Origin of the sequence: Streptomyces virginiae, from assembly GCF_041432505.1 — a bacterium.
GTDB classification, from domain to species: Bacteria; Actinomycetota; Actinomycetes; order Streptomycetales; family Streptomycetaceae; genus Streptomyces; species Streptomyces virginiae_A.
Genome location: NZ_CP107871.1, coordinates 7,309,886 through 7,323,310, shown reverse-complemented (window position 1 = coordinate 7,323,310; position 13,425 = coordinate 7,309,886). Strand labels below are relative to the sequence as shown.

Sequence of the window (13,425 nt, the reverse complement as noted above, 5' to 3'; positions counted from 1 at the left end):
ACGGAAGATCAGGAGTACGGCGTGGCTTCGATGTCCAGGCGGAGCTGGGCGCGGGCCGCGTCGAGGGCGGCGTGCACGCCTTCGGGCTCCCCGTGGCGGGCGATCATGTGCCCGAGCCGGTCCGAGGCGCTGCAGGGCCTGCGGACGGGGGTGCCGGGGGCGGCGGTGACCAGCACCGACTCGACCCCTTCGACCGCTGCCGCGGCGTCGGCGCCGTGGACGGCGGTCAGGGTGCCGTCGGTGTCGGCGAGGAGGAACTGGATCCCGGCGTGGCCGGCTTCTTCCGCTTTGAGGTGCGGGGGCAGGCCGAGGGCGGCGCGGAGCTGCGCGTCGAGGAGGTCGACGCCGGTGGCGAGCCGGATCAGTTCGGGGATCATGCCACCGGCCGGGCGGGGGTTGATCTCGATGAGGGCGGGCCCGTCGGCGGTCAGTTTGACCTCGGTGTGGGTGGCGCCCAGCCGGATCCCGGCCGCGTCCAGGGCCGCCGTCACCGTCTCGATCACGAGCTGGGCGGTGCCGGCGGGCAGCGGGGCGGGGAAGAGGTGCCGGTGCTCGACGAAGTGCGGGCCGGCGGTCACGGACTTGGCGGTGATGCCGACGCACACGGCCTGCCCTTCGCCGCCGAACATCTCGACGCTGTACTCCGGCCCGTCCAGGTACTCCTCGACGAGGACGGTGCGGGCGGTGGGCATGCCCCGTACGTTGGTGTCGATCGCGAGGATCTTCTCGATCTGGGCGCGGACCGCCGACTCGTCGGCGCAGAGCAGGACGTTGGTGGAGCCCGAGTCGTCGGCCGGCTTGACCACGCAGGGCAGTCCGGTGCGAGCGACGGCGGCCGCGGCCCCGGCCGGCTCACGGACCAGGGCGTAGCGGGGCTGGCGGACGCCCGCGGCCCGCAGGCGCTCGCGCAGGGCGGACTTGTCGCGGCAGACGGCCACCGCCTCGGGTGCGTTGCCGGGCAGGCCGAGCCACTGGGCGATCCGGGCGGCGGCCGGTACGTAGAAGTCGCTGGTGGTGGTGACCCCGGCGATCTCCTCGCGGCGGAACCGCTCCTGTACGGCGGCGCGCAGGGCGGCATCGGAGTTGGTGTCGCAGCGCAGCACCTCGGCGCCGGTCTCCGAAAGGCCCCGGTAGCGGTCGGGGTCGCCGGTCAGCAGGACGGGTACGGTGCCCAGTTCGCGCGCCCGGTCCAGCGCGAGCATGCCGGTACCGGTGGTGTTGGACTCCACGAACAGCAGGTGCCGGCCGATCCCGGCGGGCGGGCTGTAGGCGAGGGTGGACCAGGTGCGGGCGGTCCCGTCGGGTCCGAGGGGGGCGGGCGCGGTGGCGGTGGGCACCTCGCGCAGCCGGTTCGCGTCCCAGTGGGCGTCGTCGTAGACGGTGTCGGCGTAGCGGTCGCCACGGTCGGGCAGGATGCCGACGATCCGGGTCCCCGGCTCGGCGCGGTCGGCGAGGCCGGTGAGGACCCGGTAGACGGAGCCCGAGGTGTTGCCGCCGAAGATCTGCTGCTCGCGGGCGAGGTCCCAGGTCGCGGCGAAGGCCTCGTGGTCGTTGAGCCAGTGGACCTCGTCGATGAGGGTGCGGTCCAGGTTCTTCGGCAGCAGGCTGTTGCCGAGCCCGCTCTGCAGCCGCTGCGGCACGTCGGGCTGTCCGAAGAGGGCGCTGCCCACGCAGTCGACGCCGACGACGTGCAGGGCGGGCAGTTCCTCGCGCAGCGCCCGGGCGGTGCCGCACAGGGACCCGCCGCTGCCGACGGCTCCGACGAGGGTGTCGAACCGCCCCAGGTCCGCGAGGAGTTCACCGGCGAGGGTGCGGTAGGCGCCGGGGTTGTCCGGGTTGGTGTACTGCTGCGGCCAAAAAGCGCCGGGCAGTTCCTCCAGCAGCTCCGCGAGCCGCTCCAGGCGGGCGCTCTGCCAGCCGTGGCTGGTCATGGCCTCGACGACGTGCACCCGGCAGCCCAGGGCGCGGAGTTTGGCGAGGGTGACGGGGTCGATGCGCGGGTCGGTGACGATGTGCACCTCGTGGCCCAGGGAGCGGCCGACGAGGGCGACGCCGAGGGCCATGGTGCCCGAGGAACTCTCGATGACGGGCGCGCCCGGCTTCAGGGTGCCCAGCCGCCGGGCCTCCAGCAGGATGTTGCGGGCGACGCGGTCCTTCATCGCGAAGAGGTTCTGCAGTTCCAGCTTGGCGTAGACCTCCACGCCGCGGGCCTCGCCCAGGCGCAGCCGGATCAGCGGGGTCCCGCCGATCGCGTCCGTCACGGTGTCGAACAGCATGCTCAGATCTCCAGCTCGGTGGGGTGGGCGGGCGCGGCCTGCGGGCTCCAGCTGTCGTCGGCGCCGAGGGAGCGGTGTACGGACACCTCTCCGCCGAGGGCGGCGCAGCCGGCCCGGATGTGCTCGGTCTTGCCGGCGAGGGCGGGGTCGTTCGCCTCCAGGAGGACGCCGAGCATGGTGCCGCTGTGGGCGAGGACCAGGCCCAGCCCGTCGACCTCGCGGCACAGGGCGTGCAGTTCAGCGAATCCGGCGCGCCGGCGGCGGTGGGCGTTCATCTCGGCGCTGCGGGTGGCGACGGCGCCGACCTCGGCGAGGTCGCCGCGGGCCACGGCGTCGGTGAGCCGGTCCAGCAGGCGGGCGTACTCCTCCCGGTCGGCGGCGTCGATGGCCCGGGCGCCCCGGTTGTGGGCGACGGTGTCGACCTGGCCGCCCTCGTCGTGGGCGACGACGGTGAGTGGGGGCAGCACGCCGAGGCGGCGACCCAGGCGCACCTCCCTGTGGTGGAAGGCGACGATCTCGTCGTACATCACCCCGTCGGCCGGTTCGATGCCGCGCAGGAAGTCCTCCGTCTCGGCCGGGGTGAAGGCGCGCCCGTGGGCGGACCCGACGGCCCGTACGGTGGCCACCAGGTCGGCGGAGGAACTGGCCAGGCCCTTGCCCTCGGGCAGGTCCCCGGCGACCTCCAGGAGGCCGCCGTCCGCCGTGCCGAGTGCGGCCAGGACCGCCTCGGCGACCCGACGGGACTTGGCCTTGTGGGCCGGGCGGACCTGGACGTCGCTGCGGCCGGGCCGGGGGTGGAACACGGCGGTGGCCCAGCGGGCGAGGGGGAAGGTGACCAGGAAGTCTCCCTGCGGGTGAGGCAGGGCGCCCTGGAGCAGTTCGCCGAAGGTGCCGAAGGCGCTGCCGGAGCCGGGTCCGACGGGGGCGGCTTCGATCTGGGCGGCCGTGCCGGGAGCGGCGGCCGCGCCGGTGACGGTGTCAGTGGGCGTGCTGTACGCGGGTGCGGGTGCCATCGCCGTCCTCCCCCTGGATCTCGTCGCCGGGCGTGCCGGACAGGAAGCGGTCGCCTTCCTCGGCGCCCGCGCGGATCGCGGCGGCGCGCGACCGCCAGTCGGCGCCGAGCCGTTCGTACGTCTCCCGCTGGGTGCGCAGGACGGCGCGGACGGCGTCGGGGCGGGCCGAGCCGGCGGACACCATGCGCTCCAGACCCCGGTCGACGTCGAAGGCCTCGGCGAGGAGCCGGGCGGGGTCGCTGAGGGTGATGCCGTGTCCGGCAGCCGCCTCCGCGAGCAGGGCGGGTTCGCCCGGGGCGGGGGCGGCGCCCGCCGTCGCGGCGAGCACGACGTATTTCCCGGCGACGACCTGGGCGGTGCGCCAGGGCACCCCCTCGGTGAGGCAGAGGGCGTTGGCGAGGCTGAAGCCGCCGAGGAACTCGCGCTCGCAGACCTGGCGCATGCGGTCGGCGCGGAAGGTCAGCCTGCGCAGCACCTCGGTGAGGAGGCGGACGGTGCCGTGGGCCGAGTCGAAGGCGTTCGACAGGTGGGTGCCGGCCTCCTTGGACACCTCGACGAGGTTGCAGAAGGGGGTGTTGCGCTGGCCCAGGAGCACGTCGAAGTGGAAGGCGGTCAGGTGGGCGGTGCGCCCGCGGATGCGTTCCAGGACCGGGTAGTTCTTCTTCTGCGGCATGGCGGAGGAGATGCCGGACAGTTCGTCGGGCAGTTCGATGAAGCCGTACTCGCTGCCGCCCCAGGTGAGCAGATCGGTGGCGAAGCGGCTCAGCGCGGTGCCCAGCAGGCTCAGCTCCGCGGTCAGTTCGGCGCTCCAGCGGCGCGAGGCCACGGCGGTCAGGGCATGGGGCTGCGGCCGGGAGAAGCCGAGCAGCCGTGCCATCCGGTCGCGGTCCCAGGGCAGTTCCTGTCCCGCCATGGCGCCGGCGCCCAGCGGGCAGGCGTCGATGCCGTCGTACGCGGTCAACAGCCGGGCGTGGGTGTGCAGCAGGTGCTCGGAGAGCGCGGCGAGGTGGAAGCCGGGGGTGATGATCTGGGCGGCCTGGAAGTGGGTGTACCCCGGCATGGGCAGGTCGCAGGTCTCCAGGGCCGCCCGGTGCACGACCGAACCGAGTTCGAGGAGGGCGTCCGCGAAGCGGGCGAGCTGGTCGCGGCCGTACATCACCTGGGCGCAGGCCTGGAGGTCGTTGCGGCTGCGGTCGGCGTGCCAGCGCACGACCGGGGCGGGCAGGCCCGCCTCGACGTGCCGTTCGAGGGCGAAGGCGATGTCCGACATGTTGGCGCCGGGCTGCGCGCTGAGGGTGTCCGGCCCGACGGAGTCCAGCAGGACGGCGATCCGGTGGGCCTCCTCGGCGGTGATCAGGTCCATGCGGACGTACTCGGCGGCCAGGGTCTTCTCGATGGCGACGTAGTGGCGCAGCAGGTGGCGCGACTCGAACCCGAACTGCGGGGCGAGCACTTCGTCGTGGAGGAGTTCGGCGGGGCCGCCGCGGATCCGACCGCTCAGCTCGGGGGCGGCGGGCCCCGGGGTGTCACTCGTCACGTGGTGTGTTCCGTTTCCTGTTCTGGTGCGGGGCGCGGGGGCGTGCCGGGGCACGCCTCGTCGGCGCACGGCGCGCGAAGGGCGGGGCGGGGTGGAGGGAGGCACGGGCGCCCCGGGCGGGCCGGGGCGCCCGTTCAGTGGTGGTCGGCCTCGGCGAGGGCGGTGCGCAGGAGGGCGGCGGCCCCGGTGCTGTGCGGCGGCCGCATCAGCCCGTAGTGGTCGGTGGCGGCGTCCTGGCGGGTGAAGCCGGCCTCGGCCCGGTCCGCCCATCGGTCGGCGGCGTGCTCCTGGGCTCCGGTCGCGCTCTGGAGGAACAGGACCGGGCAGGGGGCGGCCGGGGGCTCGTACGCGGCGGCGGCGCGGAGGCCGGTGCGGAAGACCGCGTAGTGCCGGGCGAGGTCCCGCGGGTCCAGGCCGGGGGCGAAGCCCTCGCGTTCCACCTGCTCGGCGAGGACGGCGAGCCGGGTGGGGGTGTCGGTGACGCTCCGCAGGGCGCTGCGCAGCGCGGACCGGCTCTCCTCGGTGGGGTCGAAGCCGGCGGAGCGGGCCAGGTCCTCGTGGAACCACTCCAGCAGTTCGTTCTCGTCGTCGGGGACGTGGCCGGGCTCCGGATAGCCGGTGTCCAGCAGCGCCAGGGTCGCCACCCGCGCTCCGGCGGCGTGCAGTTGGACGGCCATCTCGTAGGCGAGGAGCCCGCCGAAGGACCAGCCGGCCAGGTGGTAGGGGCCGGCGGGACGGATCCGGCGCAGGGCCTCCACATGGGCGGCTGCCAGTTCCTCGACCGTGGCGTCGGACGTCGGGGCGGGCGTGGCGTCGGTTGTCGGGGCGGGGTCGGTCAGGCCGGGTGCGGTCAGCCCGAACACCGGTCGGTCGGGACCCAGTTCTGCGGCCAGGGCGCGGTAGCAGAAGACGTTCCCGCCGATCGGGTGGACGAGGAGGAGCGGGTCGAGCGTGCCCTCGGTCCGCAGGCGGACCACCGGGTCCGGGACCGCCTCGACGTGGCGGCCGCGCAGCAGGGCGGCCTGCCGGGCGACGGTCGGGTGCTCCAGGACGGCCGAGACGCCGAGGCGTTCGCCGAAGGCCTGGTTGATCCGGCCGATCAGGCGCAGGGCGTCGATGGAGTGCCCGCCGGACTCGAAGAAGTCGTCGCGGACGCCGACCGGGCCGGCGGTCAGGAGTCCCTCCCAGATCCCGGCGAGGCGGGCTTCGAGGGCGTCGCGGGGCGGGGTCGGCTCGACACCTCCGCGCAGGTCGGTCGGGTCCGGGTCGGGCAGGGCGGCGCGGTCCAGTTTGCCGTTGGCGGTCAGCGGGAGGGCCGTCAGGCACACCCAGGCGGAGGGGACCATGTACTCGGGGAGCCGCTCCCGGGCGTGCCGGGCCAGTTCGGCCGGCTCGGGGGCGGGGACGGAGGCGGAATCGGAGGCGGCGGCGTCCAGGCCGGGCGCGTCGGGGACGTAGTAGCCGACGAGGCGTTCGCCTCGGGGCAGGACCGCGCAGTCGCGCACGCCGGGGTGTTCGGCGAGGACGGCCTCGATCTCCCCCGGCTCGACGCGGAAGCCGCGGATCTTGAGCTGGTGGTCGGTGCGGCCCGCGTACTCCAGGGCTCCGTCGGGGCGGTGCCGGGCCAGGTCACCGGTCCGGTAGAGGCGGCGGGTGACGCCGTCGGGGCCGGTGTGCTCGATGAACCGTTCGGCCGTCAGCTCGGGGCGTCCGTGGTAGCCGTCGGCGAGGCCGATGCCTTCGAGGAAGAGCTCCCCGGTGACGCCGAGGGGGACCTCGGCCAGGCGCCGGTCCAGGACGTGGGTGCGCATGTTGGCGATGGGCCGGCCGATGGGCACGGTGTCGCCGCCGTCCGGCCGGCACTGCCAGTACGTGACGTCGACGGCCGCCTCGGTGGGCCCGTAGAGGTTGTGCAGTTCGACGCCGGGCAGCCGCTCGAAGAACCTGCGCTGGACCTCGTACGGCAGGGCCTCGCCGCTGCAGACCACCCGGGTGAGGCCGGCCGAGCCGGCCACGGCCGCGGGATCGTCGAGGAACACGCTGAGCATCGACGGGACGAAGTGCACCGTGGTGACGCCCTCGTCGTGGATCAGGCCGGCGAGGTAGCCGGGGTCGCGCTGGCCGCCGGGGCGGGCGAGGAGCAGGGTGGCGCCGGTCAGCAGCGGCCAGAACAGCTCCCACACGGAGACGTCGAAGGTGTACGGCGTCTTGTGCAGCACCCGCTCCCCCGGGGTCAGCCCGTACTCGTCCTGCATCCACAGCAGCCGGTTGGCGATGGCGCGGTGGGAGACGACGACTCCCTTGGGCTTGCCGGTGGATCCCGAGGTGAAGATCATGTACGCCGGGTCGGCCGGCTCGGGCGCCCGGGCGGGACCCGCGGTGCCCGTCGCGGCCTCGTCCGGCCGCAGGACGGTGACCCCGGAGCCCTCCAGCCGCTCCGCCCACGCGCCCTCGGCGACCACCAGGCCGATACCGGACTCGGCGAGCAGGGACCGTACGCGCGGCGCCGGGTGCTCCGGGTCCAACGGGACGTAGGCGGCGCCGGACTTGAGGACGGCGAGGAGGACGACGGGCAGGGCCAGGGAGCGTTCCAGCAGCAGGCCGACGAAGGTGCCGGGGCCCGCGCCGTGTTCCCGCAGCGCCGCGCACAGCCGCTCGGCCTCGGTGTCGAGGGCGCGGTAGGTCAGCTCCGCGCCCTCGAAGCGGACGGCCGGGGCGTCGGGCGTCAGGTCCCGCTGCTCGTCGATCAAACGGGTCAGGACGTGCGGCCGCGGATACTCGACGGCGGTGCGGTTCCACTCGGCGTAGCGGCGGTGTTCGACCTCCGGCAGCAGGTCGGCGGCCGTGCAGTCACGGTCCGGGGACTCGGCGAGGTCGCGCAGGGCGGCCGTGTAGGACGCGTGCGCGCTCGCCATCTGCTCCTCGGAGAACTGGGCCGCGTCGAAGCGCAGTCCGAGTTCCAGCAGGGAGCCGTCGGGGCTGCGGGAGAACTCCGCGCCGAAGGCGAAGTCGGTGCCGGCCTCTCCGATCTCCTCCAGCACGGTGAACGCGCCGTCGGCCGGGCCGTCCCGCTCCACGTGGAAGTGGGTGTAGTTGAAGAAGGTCTCGAAGAGCGGGCCGCCCCCGGACAGGCGCTGGATCTCGGCGAGCGGGAAGCGGCGGTGCGTGTGCAGTTCCGCCTCGACGGCGGCGATGCGCGCCACGAGGCCGCGCCAGCTGAGCCCGGTGACCTCGACGCTCAGCGGCAGGGTGTTCAGGAAGACCCCGACGACCTTGTCACCGTCGGTCTCCTCGGCGCGGCCGTTGTGGACCACCCCGGTGGTGACGGCGTCGCCGCCGCCCAGCAGGGCCATGGCCCTCAGGTGGGCGGCGAGCAGGACGGTGCGCAGCGGTACCCCGCTTGCGGCGGCCAGGGCGGTGAGTCGGGCGTGCAGCCCTTCGGGCAGGGGCGCGAGGTACCAGGACATGCGGGCGGGTCCGCCGGTCGCCGCCGGGCGGGGCAGCCGGGTCGCGGGCGCGTCGGCGACCTTGCCGGTCCAGAAGGCGTGCTGCCCGGGGTCGGCCAGCGCGGCCCGTTCGAGGGCGACGAAGGAGGCGAACCGGGAGCGGGGGCCCGCCTGCGGGGAGGGGCCGTCCGCGGGGGTACGGGCGGCGAGCGCCTCGGTGTAGCAGGAGGCCAGTTCGGTGAGGAGCGAACGTTCGCTCCAGCCGTCGAGGACGGCGTGGTGCTCGGCGACGAACAGTTGGAGCCGGGTGTCGGAGAGCCGCTGGACGTGGAAGCGGATCAGCGGGGGCCGGTCCCAGGTGAAGGGCCTGTCGCGTTCGGCTGCGTAGCGGGCGGCGACGGCGGTCCGCTGCGCCTCGGCGTCGAGCCCGTGCAGGTCCTCGAAGGTGATCTCCGGGCGGGCGCCCTGGTGGACGAGTTGGAGGGGCTCGGTGAATCCGTGCGGGTCGAAGGAGGTGCGCAGCATCTCGTGCCGGGCCGCGAGGACGTCGACGGTGGTCCGCCAGGCGTCCTCGGAGAAGGGTGCCTCGATCAGGTAGGAGGCCACGTTGTGGTAGACGCGTCCACCGGCCGACGGCAGGTCGCTGTGGTAGAGCATGCCGGCCTGGAGCCGGGTCATCGGGTAGGCGTCCTCCAGTCCTTCGGGCAGGGCGGCGCGGTCCTCGGGGGCCAGGAGCGAGAACGGCTCGTACGGGGCAACGGCTGCGGCCGCGGCCCGGTCCAGCGGGGTGACGAGCGGGGCGAGGGCGCGGGCCGTCCGAAGGCTCATGAGGTCGGTGACGGTGAGGTCGAGGCCTCGTTCCCGGATCCGGGCGAGCACCTGGAGGGAGCGGATGGAGTCCCCGCCGAGGGCGAACCAATTGTCCAGGGCGCCGACCCGTTCGTGTCCGAGGACCTGGGCGAAGACCTCGGTGATCGCGGTCTCGACCGGTCCGCGGGGTGCCTCGTAGGCGGCGGTGGGGGTGCGGGCGGCCGAGCCGGGGGCGGGCAGCCGGCGCCGGTCGGTCTTGCCGTTGGCGGTCAGGGGGAAGGCGGGCAGGGTGACGAACGCGCCGGGGATCATGTAGCCGGGCAGTCGCCGCGCGAGGTGCTCGCGCATGTCCTCGACGGTGGGTCCCGCCCCGTCCTCGGCGCCGGTCACGGCCAGGTAGCCGACGAGCACGTCGGTGCCCGCGGCATCCGGTGCGACGAGCGCGACGGCGGCGTCGACGAGGGGGTGGGCGGCCAGCGCGGCCTCGACCTCGCCGAGTTCGATCCGGAAGCCGCGCAGTTTGACCTGGTGGTCGATGCGGCCGAGGTACTCCAGGTCCCCGTCGGGCAGGGCGCGCGCCAGGTCGCCGGTGCGGTAGAGCCGCGCGCCGCCGAGGGGCCCGGCGGGTGCGTCGGCGACATCGTCGCCGAGGCCGTTGGGGAAGCGCTCGGCGGTGAGTTCGGGCCGGCGCAGGTAGCCGCGGGCCAGGCCCGCACCGGCGACGTACAGCTCCCCGACGGCGCCGCGCGGGACGCTCCGGCCCCGCGCGTCGAGCAGGTGCAGGCGCAGGTCGGGGATGGGCACGCCGATGACGCTGCCGCGGCCCTCCTCGGCGTCGCGGGCGGTCAGCGGCCGGTAGGTGACGTGCACGGTCGTCTCGGTGATGCCGTACATGTTGACCAGGCGGGGTGCGGTGTCGCCGTGCCGGGCGAACCACCCGGCGAGGGCGGCGACGTCGAGGGCCTCTCCGCCGAAGACGACGTGGCGTAGGGCGAGCCCGGAGGGGGCCGTGCCGGCGGTGCGGTGGTGTTCCTCGTCGGCCCGGGCCAGCTGGTAGAAGGCGGAGGGGGTCTGGTTGAGGACGGTGACCCGCTCGGCGCGCAGCAGCCGGTGGAACTCCTCGGGCGAGCGGCTGGTGCCGTACGGGACCACGACGAGGCGGCCGCCATGGGCGAGGGCGCCCCACAGCTCCCAGACGGAGAAGTCGAAGGCGATGGAGTGGAAGAGGGTCCACACGTCCTGGGGGCCGAAGCCGAACCAGTGGTCGGTGGCGGAGAACAGCCGGGTGACGTTGGCGTGGGGCACCAGGGTGCCCTTGGGGAGGCCGGTGGAGCCGGAGGTGTAGATGACGTAGGCCAGGTGGTCCGGGCTCACGCCGGTGTCGGGGGCGGTGTCCGGTTCGGCGGCCAGGAGCGGGGCGTCGGCGAGCAGGTCGACGCAGCGCAGGCCCGGGGCGTCCCACAGGGCCCGGGTGTCGGTGGTGCCGACGACGTGCTCCAGGCGGGCGTCCTGGACGATGTGGCGCAGCCGCTCGGGCGGGTTGTCGGGGTCGAGCGGCAGGTAGGCGCCGCCGGCCTTGAGGATGCCGAGCAGGGCGACGACGAGGTCGGCGGAGCGGGGCAGGCACAGTCCGACGAGGGTGTCGGGTCCGACGCCGAGGGCGCGCAGCCGGTGCGCGAGCCGGTTGGCCCGGGTGTCGAGCTCGCGGTAGGTGAGGGACGTGCCCTCGTGGACGAGGGCGACCGCGTCGGGGGTGCGGGCGGCGTGTCCGGCGAAGATCTCGTGGACGCACGCCGGCTCGTCGGGGGTGTGCGGGAGGCCGGCGGGGGCCGGGAGCGGCGAGCCGATGCCGGTCCGCTCGTCGGCCGACAGCATCGGAAGTCCGCTGAGCGGCAGTGCGGGATTCTCGGTGGCGGCGTCCAGGAGGCGGGCGAAATGCCGGCCGAACTGCTGGACGGTGGCGGCCTCGAACAGGTCGGCCCGGTACTCCAACCGGCAGCTCAGCGCACCGCCGCTGCGTACGACGTCGAAGGTCAGGTCGAACTTGGCGGTCCCGGCGGGGCCTTCGAGCAGCGTGGCCTTCGGGCCGGGCAGGCCGTCGGTCATGCCGTCCTCGTCGTGCAGGCCGAACATGACCCGGAAGGGGGACGCCTCCTCGCCGGTGCGTCCCGGGGCGATCCGGTCGACGACGCGTTCGAAGGGCAGGTCCTGGTGGTCCTGGGCGTCGAGCACGGTGTCCCGTACGCGCTCCAGGTGGACCCGGAAGGCGGGGTCGTCGGACAGGTCGGCGCGGATCACCAGCGTGTTGACGAACAGGCCGACGGTGTCCTGGAACTCCTTGCGGCCCCGGCCCGCCACCGGCGTCCCGACCAGGACGTCGTCGGTGCCCGTGTAGCGGCCCAGCACGATCTGGAAGGCCGCCAGCATCAGCGTGTAGGGGGTGCTGCGGGTGTCACGGCACAGGCGCTCCATCCGGGCGAGCACCGGGGCCGGTACCTCGAAGGAGTGCAGCGCCGCCGCGCCGCGGGCCGCGCCGGCGGCGGGCCGGCCGTCGCGGGGCAGGGGCGCGTCGGGCAGCTCGCCGCCCAGCTGCTTCTCCCAGTAGCCGAGCTGGCGCCGGGCGGCGGCTCCTCGCAGCCATTCCTCCTGCCAGTCGGAGAAGTCGGCGTACTGGTAGTCCGGGGCCCGCAGGACCTCCGCGGCCTCCTCGGTCTGCGCGGACCCGGCCGGCAGCGGACGGCCGGGGGTGCCGGGGCCGTCGCCGTGCCGGGCGTACGCGGTGAGGAGCTCGCGGGCGAGGATCCCGACGGACCAGCCGTCGGCGACGATGTGGTGCATGGCGAGCGCGAGGACCGCGCCCTCGGGGGTGTGCAGCAGGGCCGCCCGGAAGAGCGGTCCGGACTCCAGGTCGAAGGGCCGGTGGTGTTCGGCGGCCATCCACTCCTCGACGTCCTGGGGTCCGCGCGCCGCGGCGGAGGACCAGACGAGCGCGGAGACGGTGTCGATGTGCTGCCACAGCTCGCCGTCCCGCAGGACGAACCGGGTGCGCAGCGCCTCGTGCCGGTCGACCAGACCCTGGGCGCAGGTGCGGAGCGCGGCCTCGTCCACCGGGCCTTCGAGGCCGTAGAAGACGGGCATGTGGTAGGTCGGCCTGCCCTCCTCCAGCTGCTGGAGGAAGTACATCCGCTGCTGCGCTCCGGACGCGCGGAACGCGCTGAACGACGGCTCCGCAGGGCGTTCGATCGGATCGTGACTGGCCAAGACAACTCCCTCGGCGCCGCACCGGTGACCGGCCCGCGACGCATGCTCCGCTTGCTTGCCCGTCCAGCCTAGGAACGGCATCGATTCGGGTGAAGTCGCCTGTTTCCGGTCCCCTGTTCACGTGACAGGAGCTGTGGACGACCTGGGTGAGTACCGGCCGAAGGCCGTGTTCCGGCGGCGTTCGGGGCCCCTGGGGCGGGAGACTGCCGGCACGGACCGAACCGAGATCGCCACAGGAGGCGCCATGCCCTTCATCACCGTCGGCCAGGAGAACAGCACCGACATCGACCTCTACTACGAGGACCACGGCAGCGGGCAGCCCGTCGTCCTCATCCACGGCTATCCGCTGGACGGGCACTCCTGGGAGAAGCAGCTTCCCGCCCTGCTCGACGCCGGCCACCGCGTCATCACCTACGACCGGCGCGGCTTCGGGCAGTCCTCCCAGCCCACCACCGGCTACGACTACGACACCTTCACCGACGACCTGCACACGCTGATGGAGACCCTCGACCTCACCGACACGATCCTCGTCGGCTTCTCCATGGGCACCGGCGAGGTCGGCCACTACCTCGGCACCCGCGGTTCCGGACGCGTGGCCAAGGCCGCCTTCCTCGCCGGCCTGGAGCCCTACCTCCTCAAGACCGACGACAACCCCACCGGCGTCGACGGCAGTGTCTTCGAGGGCATCCTCGCCGCCGTCACGAAGGACCGCTACGCCTACTTCACCGACTTCTACCAGGCCTTCTACAACCTCGACGAGAATCTCGGCACCCGCATCAGCGAGGAGGTCGTGCGCGCGAGCTGGGCCACCGCCGCCGGCGCGTCCGCGTACGCCTCCCGCGCCGCCGTCCTCACCTGGACCACCGACTTCCGGGCCGACATCCCCAAGATCGACGTACCCACCCTGATCCTCCACGGCACCGCGGACCGGATCCTCCCGATCGGGTCCACCGCGGAGCCCTTCCACAAGGCCCTCCCGCACGCCGACTACGTGGTCCTCGAGGGCGCCCCGCACGGCCTCCTGTGGACCCACGCCGAAGAGGTCAACAACGCCCTCCTCGCCTTCATCGGGGGATAGCGTC

General features: G+C 74.1%; 5 protein-coding genes. 1 reads left to right on the top strand and 4 read right to left on the bottom strand.

Translation table 11 applies throughout. The features are described from left to right. Positions 1-8: 8 nt before the first annotated feature. The 4 genes from OG624_RS33765 to OG624_RS33750 form a co-directional block, all read right to left on the bottom strand. Positions 9-2,276: a pyridoxal-phosphate dependent enzyme gene (locus OG624_RS33765; RefSeq protein ID WP_371640191.1), complete on the bottom strand. Its 2,268-nt coding sequence runs from the start codon at positions 2,274-2,276 to the stop codon at positions 9-11. A 2-nt stretch (positions 2,277-2,278) separates the two neighbouring features. After that, the gene (locus OG624_RS33760) at positions 2,279-3,289 is read right to left on the bottom strand and encodes a GHMP family kinase ATP-binding protein (protein ID WP_078909002.1); all 1,011 of its coding nucleotides are present in this window, start codon (positions 3,287-3,289) and stop codon (positions 2,279-2,281) included. Beyond that, positions 3,255-4,826 (bottom strand): argininosuccinate lyase, encoded by a 1,572-nt coding sequence (locus tag OG624_RS33755; protein WP_051762529.1) that lies wholly within the window; start codon positions 4,824-4,826, stop codon positions 3,255-3,257. The genes OG624_RS33760 and OG624_RS33755 overlap by 35 nt, the downstream gene beginning before the upstream one ends. Before the next feature lie 134 nt (positions 4,827-4,960). Next, on the bottom strand, positions 4,961-12,343 hold the full coding sequence (locus OG624_RS33750) for an amino acid adenylation domain-containing protein (protein WP_371640190.1): 7,383 nt from the start codon (positions 12,341-12,343) through the stop codon (positions 4,961-4,963). A 244-nt stretch (positions 12,344-12,587) separates the two neighbouring features. On the opposite strand from OG624_RS33750, the gene OG624_RS33745 reads away from it, so the two are divergent. Further along, on the top strand, positions 12,588-13,421 hold the full coding sequence (locus OG624_RS33745; RefSeq protein WP_033215742.1) for an alpha/beta fold hydrolase: 834 nt from the start codon (positions 12,588-12,590) through the stop codon (positions 13,419-13,421). Positions 13,422-13,425 lie beyond the last annotated feature (4 nt).